This is a genomic window from Mycolicibacterium sp. XJ870, assembly GCF_053483975.1.
Map to the genome: position 1 here is coordinate 1,353,391 of NZ_JBEFTI010000001.1, position 16,454 is coordinate 1,369,844.

The 16,454-nt window shown below is 66.2% G+C and carries 20 protein-coding genes; 11 read left to right on the forward strand and 9 right to left on the reverse strand.

Annotated elements, in window-relative coordinates:
• Positions 1-67: 67 nt before the first annotated feature.
• From ABQF30_RS06760 to ABQF30_RS06770, 3 genes are all read right to left on the reverse strand, one after another.
• Complete coding sequence (locus ABQF30_RS06760; protein ID WP_448462011.1) at positions 68-1,696, reverse strand: diflavin oxidoreductase; 1,629 nt, start codon at positions 1,694-1,696, stop codon at positions 68-70.
• Positions 1,697-1,792: 96 nt separating this feature from the next.
• Entirely contained in the window at positions 1,793-2,608 is an 816-nt protein-coding gene (locus ABQF30_RS06765) for a D-alanyl-D-alanine carboxypeptidase (RefSeq protein WP_448462012.1), read from the reverse strand.
• A gap of 68 nt (positions 2,609-2,676) precedes the next feature.
• Positions 2,677-3,552: a D-alanyl-D-alanine carboxypeptidase family protein gene (locus ABQF30_RS06770; protein WP_448462013.1), complete on the reverse strand. Its 876-nt coding sequence runs from the start codon at positions 3,550-3,552 to the stop codon at positions 2,677-2,679.
• A 32-nt stretch (positions 3,553-3,584) separates the two neighbouring features.
• Here ABQF30_RS06770 and ABQF30_RS06775 point away from each other — a divergent pair, with 32 nt between their 5' ends.
• The 5 genes from ABQF30_RS06775 to trmD all read left to right on the forward strand — a co-directional run bounded on the left by ABQF30_RS06775 (position 3,585) and on the right by trmD (position 6,130).
• The gene (locus tag ABQF30_RS06775; protein WP_448462014.1) at positions 3,585-4,004 is read left to right on the forward strand and encodes a nuclear transport factor 2 family protein; all 420 of its coding nucleotides are present in this window, start codon (positions 3,585-3,587) and stop codon (positions 4,002-4,004) included.
• Positions 4,005-4,176: 172 nt separating this feature from the next.
• Entirely contained in the window at positions 4,177-4,665 is a 489-nt protein-coding gene (gene rpsP, locus ABQF30_RS06780; protein WP_448462015.1) for a 30S ribosomal protein S16, read from the forward strand.
• A gap of 8 nt (positions 4,666-4,673) precedes the next feature.
• A complete protein-coding gene (locus ABQF30_RS06785; RefSeq protein WP_024450383.1) occupies positions 4,674-4,916 on the forward strand; it encodes an RNA-binding protein in 243 nt (80 codons plus the stop codon).
• A 5-nt stretch (positions 4,917-4,921) separates the two neighbouring features.
• Positions 4,922-5,440, forward strand: a complete 519-nt coding sequence (gene rimM / locus ABQF30_RS06790; protein WP_448462016.1) for a ribosome maturation factor RimM — start codon at positions 4,922-4,924, stop codon at positions 5,438-5,440.
• Positions 5,441-5,452: 12 nt separating this feature from the next.
• Positions 5,453-6,130 (forward strand): tRNA (guanosine(37)-N1)-methyltransferase TrmD, encoded by a 678-nt coding sequence (gene trmD / locus ABQF30_RS06795; protein WP_448462017.1) that lies wholly within the window; start codon positions 5,453-5,455, stop codon positions 6,128-6,130.
• 79 nt (positions 6,131-6,209) lie between these two features.
• On the opposite strand, the gene ABQF30_RS06800 is transcribed toward trmD, so the two are convergent.
• Positions 6,210-7,154 (reverse strand): serine hydrolase, encoded by a 945-nt coding sequence (locus ABQF30_RS06800; RefSeq protein ID WP_448462018.1) that lies wholly within the window; start codon positions 7,152-7,154, stop codon positions 6,210-6,212.
• 323 nt (positions 7,155-7,477) lie between these two features.
• Between ABQF30_RS06800 and rplS the strand changes: the two genes are divergently transcribed.
• The 5 genes from rplS (at position 7,478) to ABQF30_RS06825 (ending at position 11,075) form a co-directional block, all read left to right on the forward strand.
• The gene (gene rplS / locus ABQF30_RS06805; protein ID WP_448462019.1) at positions 7,478-7,819 is read left to right on the forward strand and encodes a 50S ribosomal protein L19; all 342 of its coding nucleotides are present in this window, start codon (positions 7,478-7,480) and stop codon (positions 7,817-7,819) included.
• A 67-nt stretch (positions 7,820-7,886) separates the two neighbouring features.
• Positions 7,887-8,720, forward strand: coding sequence for a signal peptidase I (lepB, locus tag ABQF30_RS06810; protein ID WP_448462020.1), 834 nt, complete (start codon positions 7,887-7,889; stop codon positions 8,718-8,720).
• Between the two features lie 23 nt (positions 8,721-8,743).
• On the forward strand, positions 8,744-9,520 hold the full coding sequence (locus ABQF30_RS06815) for a ribonuclease HII (RefSeq protein WP_448463512.1): 777 nt from the start codon (positions 8,744-8,746) through the stop codon (positions 9,518-9,520).
• A 16-nt stretch (positions 9,521-9,536) separates the two neighbouring features.
• Complete coding sequence (locus ABQF30_RS06820; protein ID WP_003881082.1) at positions 9,537-9,842, forward strand: DUF2469 domain-containing protein; 306 nt, start codon at positions 9,537-9,539, stop codon at positions 9,840-9,842.
• 9 nt (positions 9,843-9,851) lie between these two features.
• Positions 9,852-11,075, forward strand: coding sequence for an amidohydrolase (locus ABQF30_RS06825; RefSeq protein WP_448462021.1), 1,224 nt, complete (start codon positions 9,852-9,854; stop codon positions 11,073-11,075).
• Here ABQF30_RS06825 and ABQF30_RS06830 read toward each other — a convergent pair.
• On the reverse strand, positions 11,062-11,766 hold the full coding sequence (locus ABQF30_RS06830) for a dienelactone hydrolase family protein (protein WP_448462022.1): 705 nt from the start codon (positions 11,764-11,766) through the stop codon (positions 11,062-11,064). The genes ABQF30_RS06825 and ABQF30_RS06830 overlap by 14 nt on opposite strands.
• Before the next feature lie 18 nt (positions 11,767-11,784).
• Entirely contained in the window at positions 11,785-13,248 is a 1,464-nt protein-coding gene (locus tag ABQF30_RS06835) for a protein adenylyltransferase SelO (RefSeq protein ID WP_448462023.1), read from the reverse strand.
• A gap of 104 nt (positions 13,249-13,352) precedes the next feature.
• On the opposite strand from ABQF30_RS06835, the gene ABQF30_RS06840 reads away from it, so the two are divergent.
• Complete coding sequence (locus ABQF30_RS06840) at positions 13,353-14,018, forward strand: DUF899 domain-containing protein (RefSeq protein ID WP_448462024.1); 666 nt, start codon at positions 13,353-13,355, stop codon at positions 14,016-14,018.
• A 6-nt stretch (positions 14,019-14,024) separates the two neighbouring features.
• Here ABQF30_RS06840 and ABQF30_RS06845 read toward each other — a convergent pair whose 3' ends face one another.
• From ABQF30_RS06845 to ABQF30_RS06855, 3 genes are read right to left on the reverse strand one after another with little or no spacing between them, the layout of a single operon-like run.
• Entirely contained in the window at positions 14,025-14,411 is a 387-nt protein-coding gene (locus tag ABQF30_RS06845; protein WP_448462025.1) for a DUF2237 family protein, read from the reverse strand.
• A 58-nt stretch (positions 14,412-14,469) separates the two neighbouring features.
• Positions 14,470-14,772 carry a DUF2218 domain-containing protein gene (locus tag ABQF30_RS06850; RefSeq protein WP_448462026.1) on the reverse strand — a complete coding sequence of 101 codons (303 nt, stop codon included), beginning with the start codon at positions 14,770-14,772 and terminating at the stop codon, positions 14,470-14,472.
• A gap of 37 nt (positions 14,773-14,809) precedes the next feature.
• Complete coding sequence (locus tag ABQF30_RS06855; RefSeq protein ID WP_448462027.1) at positions 14,810-16,414, reverse strand: PucR family transcriptional regulator; 1,605 nt, start codon at positions 16,412-16,414, stop codon at positions 14,810-14,812.
• Between the last annotated feature and the right edge of the window lie 40 nt (positions 16,415-16,454).

A 16,454-nucleotide genomic window follows, 5' to 3' on the forward strand; every position in this document is an offset into this window, starting at 1 on the left:
GCGAGCAGACACAAACTCGCACATTTCAGGCCCGAAATGTGCGAGTTTGCGTCTGCTCGCGCAACCTCTAGTACACGTCGCGGACGTAGCGGTGATTCTTGATGAGGTCGTTGACGTAGGCATGCGCGGCGTCGGCGTCCATCCCGCCGCAGCGGGCGACGATGTCGTGCAACGTCGCATCGACATCTTTGGCCATCCGGTCGGCGTCACCGCACACGTACACGTGCGCGCCGTCCTGCAGCCAGCCGAAGAACTCGTCCGCGTTCTCCAACATCCGCTGCTGCACATACACTTTCGCGTCTTGGTCACGCGAGAAGGCCAGGTCCAGGCGTGTCAGCGTGCCGGATTCGGCGAACCCCTCGAGCTCGTCGCCGTAGAGGAAGTCGGTGGTCCGACGGCGGTCCCCGAAGAACAGCCAAGACCGTCCCGGTGCCCCTCCGGCCTGCCGCTCCTGCAGGAACGCGCGGAACGGCGCGATGCCGGTGCCCGGGCCGATCATGATGATCGGAACGTCGGCGGCAGGCAGCCGGAAGTGCTGGTTCGGGCGAAGGTGCACCATCACCGTCTCGCAACGGTCCGCCAGGAACGTCGAGGCCACGCCACCGTGACGGCGCTCGCCATGGGCGTAGCGCACGCTCGCGACCGTGAGGTGGACGTGGTCGGGATGCACTGCCGGGCTTGACGCGATCGAGTAATCGCGGAACTGCAACGGACGCAACGTGTCGACGACCTCGTCGATAGTGAGCTCCGCCAGCCTGACCAGGTCGAGCACGTCCTTGCCGTACGCCCACGAGCCAGCTGCCGCACCGCCCTGGGTAGCGCCTTCGGTGAGCGCGGCGGCGGCCCGCTCATCGCGGGTGCGGTCGGCCACCAGTGTCTGGAGCGCCCGGGAGGGTGTGCGGATCTCGAGGTGTTCGGCCAGCAGCACGCCGAGTGGTGCGTCGTGATCGGCCACCACGTGGTCCGGCCCCACCCCGAAATGGGCGAGGATCGCGTGGACGAGCGCGGGGTCGTTGGTTGCGTGCACCGCGATGGAATCGCCTGCGTGATAGGCGATTCCGCAACCGGTGAGGTCCACCTCGTAGTGGCGCACCTCCTTGTCGGATTCGGGTGCGTTGAGCAGTCGGTTGACGGCCAGTCGGGCCTCGACGGGGTGATGGCGCTCTCGGGTTGGTTGCTCACTGCGTTCGGAGGCGACGGGTACAACCGCAGCCGCAGCCGTCGCCGGGCCGGCATGCTCGGCCGCCAAAACCTTGACCAGGTCGGTGGTCCACGCCTTGGCGGGTTGTTCATAGAAGCCGTCGACGTCGACACGCTCCAGCAACCGGATGGCGCCCAACTCCTCGAGCCGCTCGTCGAGGAGTTTGCCTGCGTGGCAGAACAATTCGTAGGAGCTGTCGCCGAGCGCGAGCACCGCGAAGCTCATGTGATCGAGCCGGTCGGTATCGGCGCTGATCGCCTCCCAGAACAACGCGGCGTTGTCGGGGAACTCACCCTCGCCGAATGTCGACGTGATCACGATGAAGTGTGTCGTCTGCTGCAGCTCCACCACTTCGATCTGATTGAGTTCGCGCGCTTCGGCGTCGATACCGAGCGCTTCGGAGGCTGCCTCGGCGAACGTCATGGCGGCGTCTTCGGCGTTGCCCATATCGGTGCCGAAGGCGACGATCAGCGAGAACTCGCGTTGGTCGGTCACATGGCTCCCCTCAAATCGCGCGCACGACCGGCGCTGAATTAGGGTGACCTTACTTTGGAGTGACCGGTTGCGGGGCCCTCCCTTTGGGCCCCGGTGTCACTGACCGAAGCCGAAGTCGAACAATCTCATCGCCTGACCGTAAAGGTCGCCGTCTCCGTACATCTGGACGACGACCAACCGACGGTTACCGCGCTGGGCGGCAGCGACGTAGGTATTCCGGGCGAGGTTCGTGTACCCGGTCTTGCCGGCGATGGTGCCGGGATACCGGGTGAGAAGCTCGTTCTGGTTGGTGATGGTCTTGCCGGGAAACTGCGCCGAGGGCTGTCGCATGATGTGCGCGATCAGCGGATACTTCAACGCCGCCCGGTAGATGACGGCCAGGTCGTGCGGTGTGGTGACCGACTCCCACCCCGGCCCGTCGAGACCCGAGGGGGAGGAAGCGCGCGTGTTCCGGGCGCCGACACCTGCGGCCTTGCGATTCATCGCCGCGACCGTGGCGCGCTGCCCACCCAGCATGTCGGCCAGCATGTTCGCGGCGTCGTTGCCAGACACCATGAGCAGCGCCTCGAGCAGTTGGCGAGTCGTGTAGGGCCGGCCTTGGGCGAGGCCGACGCACGAGCACTCGACCTTGGTGTGGGACTGGTTGGCTCGCGCGAAGTTGTCGGGCCTGAGGTTGTCGAGCACGACCATGGCGAGCAGTGGCTTGATCGTGCTCGCGGGGGCATAAGCGCCGGTGGGGTCCTTGGCGGCCAGCACTCGGCCGCTGTCCAGATCGGCGACCAACCACGCCTTCGCAGGACCGTCGGCGATCGCCTGCGCGCCAGCCGGTTCCACATTGGGCTGTGCGCTCACAGCGGGCGCCGGCACCATCGTGCCGAGGGCGAGCACGGCCGCCGCGAACAGTCTTCGCACGAGCGCCGAGGCTACGGAGCTCAGGACTCTTTCAGCGCGCGATCAGGTGTCTGTACGGTTTCGACGCGTCAGAGTGCCCCGATGCTGGCCGAACGCTCCTGGGCGAAGCCCCAGTCCAGCAGGGTGGCGGCCTGGTCCCAGTACGTCGGCCCGCCTTCTTTGACCAGCCCGTACATCATCGCGATCACCAACCGGCGGCCGTCACGCTGCGCGGCGCCGACGAAGGTCTTGCGGGCGATGTCGGTGAAGCCCGTCTTTCCGCCGATGGCGCCCGGATAGCGGTGCAGCAGCTCATCCTGGTTGACCAGCACGCGGTCGCCGGTCTTGGACGGGAACACCGTCGAAGGCATGCTCGTGATCTGGGCGAAGACCGGATTGGCCATCGCGGCACGGAAAATCACCGCCAGGTCATGCGGAGTGGACCAGAACGGCATTCCCGGAGCGTCCAGTCCGGACGGCGTCACGACGTTGGTGCCCAAGGCGCCCAGCGATGCGGCCTTGGCGTTCATCTTGGCCACCGCTGTCTCGGTGCCACCGAGCATCCGCGCCAACGTGTTGGCGGCGTCGTTGCCGGAGGCCAGCAGTGCGGCCTCAAGAAGCTGACGCGCGGTATAGGTCTGGCCGGGTGCGACACCGGCGCAGTTGCATTCGACTCGGGTATCGGCCTCGTCGGCGACGATCGTGGCATCCAGCGGTATCTCGTCGAGCACCACGTGGGCCAGCAGCGCCTTGATCGTGCTCGCGGGTGCATAGCGGGTGTTCTCGTTGCGGGCCGCCAGCACTTGCCCGGTGTCCATGTCGGCCACAACCCACCCCTGAGCGGGACCGTCCGGGATGGGTGCAGAGCCGATCTGCTGCACTTCTATGTCGGCTCTGGCGATGGGAACCGAGACAGTGGTCAAGGCGGCGAACACGACTACCAGCGCACAGACGAACCTCCCCATGGCGGGCCAGCCTAATCGTGTTGAATCGAGACATGTTGAGCCTGGCTGAGATTTCGGACCGACTGGAGATTCAGCAACTCCTCGTCGACTACTCCACGGCAATCGATCGGCGGCAGTTCGACGACCTCGACGCGGTCTTCACCGGCGACGCCTACATCGACTACCGGGCGATGGGTGGCATCGACGGCCGTTACCCGGAGGTCAAGGCGTGGCTTTCGGAGGTGCTGCCGAATTTCCCGGCCTACGCCCACATGCTCGGAAATTTCGACGTGCGGATCACCGGCGACACCGCCTCGTCGCGCACGATCTGTTTCAACCCGATGGTGCTCGGCGGCGACGCGGAGCAGGTGTTGTTCTGCGGACTCTGGTACGAGGACGAGTTCGTGCGTACGGCCGACGGCTGGCGTATGACCCGGCGCGTCGAGACGAAATGCTTCGACCGGGTGATCTGAGAACCCGCAATTTTGGGGTGCACCACCTGCTCTGGCACAATGAACGGCTGTCCGCCGCGCGACTCGTTCGATGCGCTGCGCGTCGGTCATACACGCGAGGCAAAACCGGATCGGGCAAGTCCGCCCGCATCGCTGAATTGCAGCGTGACATCACAGGAGAAGTTGCTTAACCATGGCTGTCAAAATCAAGCTCACCCGGCTTGGCAAGATCCGCAATCCCCAGTACCGCATCGCTGTCGCCGACTCGCGCACCCGCCGCGACGGCCGCTCCATCGAGGTCATCGGCCGCTACCACCCCAAGGAAGAGCCGAGCCTGATCCAGATCGATTCGGAGCGCGCCCAGTACTGGCTCGGCGTCGGCGCCCAGCCCACCGAACCGGTGCTGGCTCTGCTGAAGATCACCGGTGACTGGCAGAAGTTCAAGGGTCTGCCGGGCGCCGAGGGCACGCTGAAGGTCAAGGAGCCCAAGCCGTCCAAGCTGGACCTGTTCAACGCCGCGCTCGCCGAGGCTGAGAGCGGCGCGACCGCCGAGGCCACCACGCCCAAGAAGAAGAAGGCGCCGGCCAAGAAAGATGCGGCCAAGGACGAGGCCGCTGCTGAGGCTCCTGCCGAGACCCCGGCCAGCGGCGAGACCGCAGCCGACGCGGCAAGCGAGAGCTGAGCACCGCAGTGAGTTCTGTCGTGGTCGACGCCGTCGAGCACCTGGTCCGCGGCATCGTGGACAACCCTGACGACGTGCGCGTCGACTTGGTCACCAACCGCCGGGGACGGACCGTCGAGGTGCATGTGCACCCCGACGACCTCGGTAAGGTCATCGGCCGCGGTGGCCGCACCGCCACCGCGCTGCGCACCCTGGTCGCGGGCATCGGTGGGCGCGGCATCCGCGTCGACGTGGTGGACACCGACCAATAGCGACCATGGACCTGGTAGTCGGGCGGGTCGTCAAAGCTCACGGGGTCACCGGTGAGATCGCCGTCGACGTCCGCACTGACGATCCGGACGCCCGGTTCGCGGCGGGTAGCACGCTGCGCGGCCGCTCCAAGGGCGGCGGCGAGCGGTCGTTCACCGTCGAATCCGTCCGTGAACACAGCGGTCGGCTGCTGATCCGGCTGGCCGGTGTCGCCGACCGCAACGCCGCCGACGAGCTGCGCGGCACGCTGTTCCTGGTGGATACCGCAGAGCTTCCCGCGATCGAAGATCCCGACGAGTTCTACGACCATGAGCTCGAAGGCCTGCGCGTGGCGACCGTCGATGGCACGCCCGTCGGCGCGGTCACCGAGGTGCTTCACACCCCGGCCGGTGAACTGCTTGCGGTGAAGGCCGACGATGACGGTCGTGAGGTACTGGTGCCGTTCGTCAGCGCGATCGTCACATCGGTGTCCCGGGACACCGGGATCGTCATCGATCCACCCGACGGTCTGCTGGACCTGAGCTGAGGGCGCGACACCGTGCGCATTGACGTCGTCACGATCTTCCCCGCCTATCTGGATCCCATTCGGCAGTCGTTGCCCGGCAAGGCCATTGACGCCGGAATCGTCGCGCTGGAGGTGCACGACCTGCGTTCGTGGACCCACGATGTGCACCGCTCTGTCGACGATTCCCCCTACGGGGGCGGCCCCGGCATGGTGATGAAGGCACCGGTGTGGGGCGCGGCACTTGACGAACTATGTTCCGACGAAACACTTCTGGTAGTTCCCACGCCCGCCGGCCGGCCGTTCACCCAGGCCGTTGCCCAACGCTGGAGCACTGAGCGGCACCTGGTGTTCGCGTGCGGGCGTTACGAAGGCATCGACCAGCGGGTCGTCGACGATGCGGCGCGGCGGATGCGGGTGGAAGAAGTGTCGATCGGCGACTACGTGCTCACCGGAGGTGAGTCGGCGGCACTGGTGATGATCGAGGCCGTGGTCCGGCTGATGCCTGAAGTGCTCGGCAATCCCGAGTCGCATCAACAGGATTCACATTCCGACGGCCTGCTGGAAGGGCCGAGTTACACGCGTCCGCCGAGTTGGCGCGGGCTCGATGTGCCCGAGGTGCTGTTGTCGGGCAACCACGCGAAGGTCCAGGCGTGGCGTCACGAGCAGTCCCTGCAGCGCACCCGGGAACGTCGCCCCGATCTGCTGGACTGACTCCGCCGAGCAGACGCAGAGTCGCACAAATGGGCGCCGGGTAACGCGATTCTCTGTCTGCTCGCGGAAGGGAAGTGAGTTAGATCCGGCCGCCGGGGAACATCGTTTTGACGGCCTCGGTGATGGTTGTGCGTGCCGTGTCGGAATTGGTGGGCTGAAGCGAACCGATCACCATGACGAAGCGACGATCGGGGCCGATCACCCCAGTCGACAGGTGCATCCAGTCCGAGCCGATGCAGCACATCCAGCCCTGCTTGACCGCGACGGGTTCGGCGTACAAACCGTCGGGGATGCCGAACCGTTGCGGGTAAATGCCACCCGGCTGGGTTCCGTCGATCGCTACCGGGGTGGATTGCGAGAGGTTGGACAAGATGACGTTGGCCTGTTCTGGCGGAAGCCCACCGCTGCCGTTCATCAGCATGTCGTAGTAGCGCACGAGATCGGCCGCCGTGCTGATGGTGTTCCACCACCTGCCGTTGTTCGGCGGCCGCGTCGAGCCCAGGCCGTAGCGTGCTGCCACGCGAGTGACGATGGAGGTACCGCCGCTGCGGTTCCAGAAAACTTCGGCCGCGCTGTCGTCGGAGGACCGCAGCATCACGTCGAGCGACTTGCGGTCATCGGGGCTGAGGACGGTCTCGCCCTTGGCCTCCTGCAGTAGCAGGTCGTCGGCGATGAACAACTTCACCACCGAGGCGATCGCGATGGTTGTCCCGTTGCCGTTGGAGACCTGTTGGCCGGTGTTGCGGTCGAGCACAAGCACGGTGATGTCGGCTCCGGCGTCGGCGGCGGTCGCGGTGGCCTGCGTGGCCCGCTCCTGCAGTCCGTCGAAGGTCGCGGCCGGCTCGTCGGGTGCGGCCTCGGGCAATGGGGCCATGCTGCCCTGCGGCGCGACCACGGTGAGCTGCGGGGCGTCGGGCGCAGCGGGGGATGTGCCGTACACGGGGGCCTCGCAGCCGGTCGCGACCAACATTGCGATCACACTGGCTGCGGTCGCCGACATAAACTTCGACGGCCGCCGTTGCATTGCCCTCCTCGAACCGTCACGAAATCCCGATGTGCACATGAGCGCCCATCCGGTAGGTGCAGCCTAACTGTTACCGGTCCGGTCGGCACCGCTAGCCGCGCGCTGCAATTCGGGTGATCGGAGGCGCCGCTCTCGTCGCGAATGTCGCCGGATTTCACTGGATGGGGGCCCGTCTGGCACAATTGAGCAGTTGTCTGTTGCAGGACCGGGCCGGGTAACTCCCGCCCGCTGCGAGATGCACCCGATACACCCGAAAAGATTGCTCCGGCTGCGCACCTGTGTGCAACCCGTTCGGAGCCGCGAACAACAAGGAAGTGTCACCGATGAACACGCTGGACTTCGTCGATCAGACGTCGCTGCGCGACGACATCCCGACCTTCAGCCCCGGCGACACCGTCAACGTGCACGTGAAGGTGATCGAGGGCTCCAAGGAGCGCATCCAGGTCTTCAAGGGCGTCGTGATCCGTCGCCAGGGTGGCGGCATCCGGGAGACCTTCACGGTCCGTAAGGAGAGCTACGGCGTGGGCGTCGAGCGAACCTTCCCGGTGCACTCGCCCAACATCGATCACCTCGACGTCGTCACCCGTGGTGACGTGCGTCGCGCCAAGCTCTACTACCTGCGCGAACTGCGTGGCAAGAAGGCGAAGATCAAGGAAAAGCGCTGAGCGCTTCGCCGCGCATGGTGCAGCCGTCGTCCCAAGTCTGTTCGCGACGCTCGCTACTGTGGATCCCGTGACCGGATCCGCCGACTCTGCCGACGCGTCGTCGGAGGACACACTCAACACCGAGCCGCCGTCGCAGGCGGACAACGAACAAGACGAGCCCCCGAAGCGTAAGCACTCCGCACTGCGCGAGGGCGTAATCCTGGTGACCATTGCGGTCGTCCTGTATTACGTGATGTTGACGTTCGTCGCGCGGCCCTACCTGATTCCGTCGGAATCCATGGAGCCGACGCTGCACGGCTGCAACGGCTGTGTGGGCGATCGCATCATGGTCGACAAGCTCACCTACCGGTTTTCCGAACCGGAGCCCGGCGATGTGGTGGTGTTCAAGGGCCCGCCGTCGTGGAACATCGGGTATGAGTCCATTCGCTCGGACAACACCGCGATCCGGTGGGTGCAGAATGCGCTGTCATTCGTGGGCTTCGTCCCGCCCGACGAGAATGACCTCGTCAAACGCATCATCGCGGTAGGCGGACAAACTGTTGAGTGCCGCGCCGCCACCGGTCTCACGGTCAACGGTAAGCCCCTCAACGAGCCATATCTGGATCCGACCACGATGATGGCCGATCCGGCGATCTACCCGTGCCTGGGCAATGAGTTCGGTCCAGTCACCGTGCCGCCTGACCGGGTGTGGGTGATGGGGGACAACCGGACCCACTCGGCCGATTCCCGGGTGCACTGCAGCAATCTGCCCGCCGATGCACAAAAGGGTCTGTTGTGCACGGGGGACCCGACGGCCGGCACGGTTCCGGTGGAGAATGTGATCGGTAAGGCACGATTCATCGCATGGCCACCATCCCGATGGGGTGGTATCAGCAGCGTGAATCCGCAGACCAACTCCTAGGAGTAGCCCCCGTGCCCTCCGAGCTGAGGATGTCGTGGCCGCCTCGAACGGTGATCCGGAAGTCGTCCGGTCTGCGAACCCTGGAGTCTGCGCTCTATCGCAACGGTCTCGGACCGGTGGCGGGTGTCGACGAGGTTGGCCGGGGTGCGTGCGCCGGGCCGCTGGTGGTCGCAGCCTGCGTGCTGGGTCCGAATCGATTGGAGAGCCTGGCGGCGCTCGACGATTCCAAGAAGCTGGGCGAGAAGGAGCGGGAACGCCTGTTCCCGCTGATCCGTCGCTACGCGGTCGCCTATCACGTGGTGTTCATCCCGTCGACTGAGGTAGACCGCCGCGGTGTGCACGTCGCCAATATCGAGGGGATGCGCCGCGCGGTGGCGGGGTTGTCGGTGCGGCCCGGCTATGTCCTGTGCGACGGATTCCGGGTCCCGGGACTGGCCGCACCGTCATTGCCGGTGATCGGGGGCGATGCGGCCGCGGCGTGCATCGCTGCGGCGAGCGTGTTGGCGAAGGTCAGTCGGGACCGGCTGATGGTCAAGATGGAGAAGGAGCATCCCGGCTATGGGTTCGCCGAGCACAAGGGCTACAGCACGCCGGGGCATACCGCCGCGTTGGCGGAGTTGGGTCCGTGTGCGCAGCATCGCTACTCGTATGTGAACGTGCGGCGAGCCGCAGAGACGGGTGATGTGCGGCGAGCCGCAGAGACGGATGATGTGCGGTCGGTTACGGCACTCCTACGGCATCGCGATGGGCCGTACGCAAAGATGGAGACTGACTGGTTGTGCGAAGAGCAGACAATGTGATGAGGAAGCAGAGCAGATGAGCGCCGAGGATCTCGAGAAGTATGAAACCGAGATGGAGCTCTCGCTGTACCGCGAATACAAGGACATCGTCGGTCAGTTCAGCTACGTCGTGGAGACCGAGCGCCGGTTTTACCTCGCGAACAGTGTGGAACTCATTCCGCGCAACTCCGAGGGTGAGGTGTATTTCGAGCTGCGGTTGGCCGACGCCTGGGTGTGGGACATGTATCGGCCGGCCCGCTTCGTCAAGCAGGTGCGTGTCATCACGTTCAAGGACGTGAACATCGAAGAGGTCGAGAAGCCCGAGTTGCGGCTGCCGGAGTAGGCGGCCGACATGAGCGACCGGGTCGACGCGGTGTTGGCGGGCTTGCCCGAGGTGCGCGCCTGGCAGGAACCGCTCTACCGGGATCTGCACGAGCATCCGGAGCTTTCGCATCAGGAGCATCGCACCGCGGGCCTGATCGCGTCTCGGCTGACCGAGGCCGGCCTGGAAGTACACGACGGAATCGGCGGCACCGGTGTAGTCGGCATCCTGCGCAACGGTGACGGGCCGACCGTGTTGTTGCGTGCCGATATGGACGCATTGCCGGTAAGTGAGACGACGGGCCTGCCCTACGCAAGCACCCAAACCGGGGTGATGCACGCGTGCGGCCATGACGTACATGTGACGTGTCTGTTGGGGGCGGCCGAATTGCTCGCCCGCGCAACGCAACACTGGCGCGGGACTGTGATCGCTCTGTTCCAGCCGGCCGAGGAAGTGGGCGACGGCGCCCGCGGGATGGTCGAGGACGGGCTCACCGACCTGATCGGTCCGATCGACGTCGCGCTTGCCCAGCATGTGATGCCGACACCCGCCGGAACCGTCGGTGTCCAGAGCGGACCGTGCCTCTCGGCGGCCGACAGCATGCGCATCACCGTGTACGGCCGCGGCGGTCACGGTTCGATGCCGCAGGCCACCGTCGATCCCGTGGTGCTCGCAGCCATGATCGTCATCCGGTTGCAGACGATCGTGTCACGCGAGGTCAGCCCGACGGACACCGTGGTGTTGACGGTCGGGAGTATCCACTCCGGCACGAAAAGCAACGTCATCGGTGATCACGCGGTTCTCGAACTCAATCTGCGCACGTTCGACACGTCGGTGCGGGCCGCCGTGCTCGACGCGATCCGGCGCGTCGTGGTTGCCGAATGCCAGGCCTCGGACTCGCCGAAGGAGCCCGAATTCGCGTTGTACGATAGCTTTCCGTTGACGGTCAACGATCAAGAGGTGACCGAGCGGGTGCAGTCGGCATTCGTCGAGTTCTTCGGTCCGCGGGTGTCGACGATGGGGCGGGGAGCTGCCAGTGAGGATTTCAGCGACATTCCGGCGGCATTCGGTGTGCCGTATACGTACTGGGGATTCGGTGGGATCGATGAACAGGTTTACCGGGCGGCGGCCGACGCGGGTCGCGTGGCCGCCGATATCCCGGTGAATCACTCGCCGGGATTCTCGCCGGTGATTCAGCCGACGCTGGACACCGGCACGCAGGCACTTGTGGTGGCGGCGCTCAGTTGGCTTTAGCGTGCAGATGTTCGCCGAAGAATGCGAATACCCGCGACCAGGCGTCGGTGGTGGCGGCCTCGTTGTAGCCGAAACCGGTGGCTCTCAGCAGCGGCTGGCCGGGTAGTTGATTGGCGAAGCTGTGTCCGGCGTCGGGATAGACCTTCATGTCGGCCGGAATGCTCTTGGCCTGGACGATTTTGCGCAACTTGGCGGGTGCGCCGATGCCCATGGGGTCGCGGCGGCCGAAGCTCGCGACGATTGGGCAGGACGTATCAAGCGTCTCGTCGAGATGACGGGGGAGTGGCGTCCCGTAGAACGGCGCCGACGCCGCGAAACCCTTGGGCCCCAAGATGAGTGCGAACTGCCCGCCCATGCAGAAGCCGACGACGCCGACCCTTCCGGTGCATTGCGGCAGAGACTGCAGGTGTTCGCGCGCGGCCAGGATGTCGTCGAGCGCCCGGCCACGCTGGGTCAGTAGTTCGCGGAACACCCTGGTGATGCACCGGGCCCGGCCGCCGCGTGCATACAGGTCCGGGGTGATCGCCAGATAGCCGGCGGCAGCGATCCGCTCGGAGATCGCCTCGTTGTCGGGGCCGTACCCGATCGCGTCGTGGATGACCACGACACCGGGCCATGGTCCAGCGCCGTCAGGAGTACCGAGTAGCGCATCGATCGGACCGGCCGGAGTCGCGAGGGAGATCGTCGTCACCTCATCGAATGTAGCGGCTCAGGTCCCGCAGAAGGTGCGGTAGGCGCCGAACTCCGCCGGTGCGGGGGCGGCATATCGGTCCAGGCCAGGACGTTCGTCGTAGGGTGCGGCGAGGGCTTCCATGAGTCGGTTGAACGGTTCGAGATCGCCCGCTGTCGCCGCGCTCAGCGCTTCCTCCACCAGGTGATTGCGCGGGATGTACACCGGGTTGACGCGGACCATCGTCTCCGCGTCGGGACCAAGTGCGCTCCACCGCGCCAGCCATTCGTCGAATGCCGCGGGTTGCCGAGCCTGGTCGGTCTCGCCACCCGCGGCAGTGCCGAGCGCACGGAAGAACGACGTGTAATCGATTCCGTTCTGCTGCAGCAACACAAGCATGTCATCGGTCAAGGCCCGGGCCACCTCGTCATCAACGGTTCCGGGCAGCCCCAGCTTGGACCGCATCCCGGTCGACCACGCGGCGTCGAACTGCGTACGGAATCCAGTGAGCGACTCGGTCGCCAGCGCCACCGCTTCTTCGGTGTCCTCGGCGATCAGGGGCAGGAGCGTCTCGGCGAATCGGGCGAGATTCCATTCGGCCACCGCGGGTTGGTTGCCGTAGGCGTAGCGCCCGCCGGTGTCGATCGAGCTGAAAACCGTTGCCGGGTCGAATGCCTCCATGAATGCGCATGGTCCGTAGTCGATCGTCTCGCCGGAGATCGTCATGTTGTCGGTGTTCATCACGCCGTGCACGAACCCGACGAGCAGCCACCGGGCCAGCAGCGACGCCTGGGCGGAGAGCACCGCGTCGAACAACGCGAGGTAACGATTCGCGGCATCCGCGGCGCCGGGGTGGTGGCGGGCGATCGCATGGTCGGCAAGCCTGCGTAGCAAGTCGAGATCGCCTGCCGCCCTGCAGTATTGGATTGCATACTGGAAACTGCCCACCCGCAGGTGGCTGCTCGCGATCCGGGCCAGCACCGCTCCGGGTAACCGAGTCTCGCGCCAGACGTCGCGTCCGGTCGCCGTGACCGCCAGAGAACGAGTCGTCGGGATGCCCATCGCGTGCATCGCCTCGCTGACGATGTACTCGCGCAGCATCGGGCCGACGACGGCCAACCCGTCGCCCCCGCGTGCGAACGGTGTGGCTCCCGATCCTTTGAGATGCAGATCGCGAACGCGGCCGTCGGCGTCGGTCAATTCACCCAGCAAGAGCGCCCGACCATCACCGAGGCGCGGGACGAACCCGCCGAACTGATCTCCCGAGTAGGCCTGCGCGACAGGGGCGGCACCGCTGGGAACGACGGTACCGAGCAGCAGGCCGAGTCCTTCGGGCCCGCGCAGCCGCGCCGGGTCGAGTCCCAGTTCGGTGGCCAGCGGTTCGTTGAGCACGAGTATGCGCGGATCCGGAGCAGCCTCAGCCCGCCATGGGATCGCCATTTCCGGCAGTTCGCGGGCAAAGCGGTTGTCCAGGACGACGGTGGTATCCGGTGTCACACTCACTCTCCCGAGCCTACGGAGAATCCGGACCGACTCACACCGATGAGTTTGTGGAGCGTGCGGTGTCTGCATACCGAGAAGAGCAGAACGGAAAGGGTGGGACGGCTATGAAAACCCCTCCGATCGTGTCCCACGCGGAGTGGGAGAAGGCGCATCAGGAGCTGTTGGTCAAGGAGAAGCAGTTGACCCGGGCGCGCGACGAGTTGGTCGCGGCGCGCCGACGCATGCCGTGGCTGGAGATCGAGACGGCCTACGAGTTCGACGGACCCGATGGGCGGGCGAGCTTGCCGGACCTGTTCCACGGCCGCCGGCAGCTGATCGTCTACCGGGCGTTCTTCGAGCCCGGTGTGCACGGCTGGCCCGACCATGCCTGCCCGGGGTGCTCGATGCTGGCCGATCAGGTCGCTCACCTGGCGCATCTCAATGCTCGCGATACCACCTTGGTATTCGCTTCCCGCGCACCGCAATCAGCGATCGAGCGGCTGAAGGAGCGGATGGGCTGGGCGATGCCGTGGTACACGATCACCGACAGTTTCGACGCCGATTTCGATGTCGACGAATGGCACGGCACGAACGCGTTCATCCGGGAAGGTGACCGGATTTTCCGCACCTACTTCGTCAACAACCGCGGCGACGAGGCGATGGGCAGCACGTGGAGCTACCTCGACATCACGGCCCTCGGACGTCAGGAGAATTGGGAGGATTCGCCGCCGGGCTATCCGCAGACCGCGCCGTACGAGTGGTGGAACTGGCATGACGCATACCCGCGGTGACCGCGCTCAGATGTCGGTCAGGTCGTCGGGAACGTCGACGGCGTACCTCTGAAGCACGTCGAGCGGCACCGTATCCAGCGTTCGCTCGTGGGTGGCGGCCAGCACTACCGGGGCGGCGTACCCGTCCTGGTGGGCCCGCAGCCAGTTCGCCGCGGTGACGCACCAGCGGTCGCCGGCGACCAGGCCGGGGAATCGGAACTGGGGTGCCGGTGTGGACAGGTCGTTGCCGATCGATCGTTGGTGCGCGAGGAATTCGCTGGTCACGACGGCACAGATGGTGTGCCGGCCCAGATCCGCATCTCCCGTCGAGCAGCAGCCGTCGCGGTAGAAGCCGGTGAGCGGGTCGGTGCCGCACTCCTCGAGCGGCCCGCCCAGGACGTTGCGATCTGCCATCGCATCAGTATTGCCCGGTGTCAGCCCAGCGGGGAACACGTCGGCGTGGATGCCGACGTCAGCCCGCGGCGCTCCACGACACGGTGAGCTCGTCACGCTCGCCGAACCGCACCAGGTGGCTGCCCACGACGTCCTGCAGCCGTGGCAGTTCGTCGGCTGGTCCGGACACGACCAGATCGAGTTCACCGTCGCCCGCAGTCACCGTCGCGCGGCCGCTGCCCAGGTCGATCCAGCCGGCGCGCTCCTCGGGCGACCATTCACCGCCGTTGCGCCGGCCGAGGTGCGATACGAGTTGTTTGCCGTAGCGGTCAGGCCGGTCGGTGTGCACAGTTGCCCGCGCGAAGGCGGAATCGTCTGTCATATCGGTCCTTCCGGTCGGCATAACCGCTCGGCCGACCCTAACCCGCCGCGGTGTGCCGGGCGTCGAGGATGAGCAACGCAACATGTAGCGACGTCATCGATTCGCCGTCGTCGAGGTCGACCCCGAGTCGCCGCTGGATCGAGGCCAACCTGCTGTAGAGCGCGGGTCTGCTCAGGTGCAACCTTTTGGCCACTGCCGACTTGTTGCCTGCGAGCTCCAGGTATCCGCGCAGCACGGCCATGTCGTTCTCGCCGTGATCGGCGTCGTGAATGAGCAGTGCCCGCAGTTCGGTCTCGGCGAACTTCTGTACCCGCGGGTCGTCCTGCAGGAGGGTGATCAACCCTCGCAGCCGCACGTCGGAGGCGCGCACGAACGGGCGCGCGTCGCCCGACATCGACAACGCCACCTCCGCGACATGGGAGGCCTCCCGCAGGCCGTGCACGGCGTCGGCGAATCCGCCGGTGCTGCTGCCGATGGCGACGACGGTCTTGGCGGTCACCCGGTCGCCTTCACCCCCGCGACCGATCGTCTCGCGTAGGCCCTCGGCGAGGCGGGTGAGTGCGGCGTCGTCGGTCATTCCCCGTCGGGCGGTGAGGGCGAGGACCAGGCCCACCTCCCCGTCACGGCGCGTCGAGCATATTGCGCTGTGGCCCTGTGATTTAACGCTGTGGGTGACCGCGTCGAGAATGCGAATGTTGCGGCGCTGCACGGCCACCGGGTCGAGCCGGTCGGCCGGTGCGCTCACCCGCACCGTGACCGGCAGGTAGGGCCCGCCGGAGCGCAGCCCGAGCGCGACGGCGCGCGCGTCGGCCTCCTGGTCGTCGCCGATACGGCCGCTCAGCACGTCGTCGATCAACCCGCTTTGGGCTTGGTGCTCCAGGCCGGAACGGCCCCGCTCGGCCATCCGGTGCAGCGCCAACGCTTGGGCCGCTCGCTCCAGCACCATCTTCGCTCTGGCGGGTGCGGTCGGGGCGTGCGGAATGATGAGCCGTCCCCACTCTTCGGCACGCGGGCCGACGGCCGTGGTGGCCCATGGTTCGGCCATGGCCCGAGACCGTCGCTGCCAGTCGGTGAGTACCGCCGTGGCTGGTTCGCGGCGCGGCGAGATGGCCAAAACCTGGTGGGACAGGTCTTCCAACACGACCGACTCGTTGGTCATATCGGCCGCGGCGCGGACGATATCGGCGAGCGATGCGCGTTTCATGCTCAATTCGGTGAATGTCTGGTGGGTGCGGTGGGCGAACGCCAGTTCCTCGTACTGGTCGGCGACGATCAGCCGGTGCACCGCCTCGGTGACCTCGACGAATTTGATCTGGCGGTGCAGCAGCACCAGGGACAGGCCAAGGGCCGCGGCGATGCGGCCGACGGTGTCCGAGAGGGATTCGATGCGGGTGCCCAGTTCCACTACGACGCCCACGGCTCCGGCACGACGCATCCGCTCCAGGTAGTCCTGCGGCGCGTCGCGCAGTGCGGCGCCGGTGGTGAGCACGAGTTCGCCACCCTGCAGCAGGCCGGAGAGGTCGGGCATATCGCTGACGTGCACCCAGCGCACCGGACGGTCCAGGTGTTCGGCGCTGACGACTTCGGGGCCGCCCGCCTGCACGACCGGCAGGGCGATCACATCGCGGACGGTCGGGATCATTTACAGAGTGTAATAAACGTGGTGTCACCCATTACAAGAT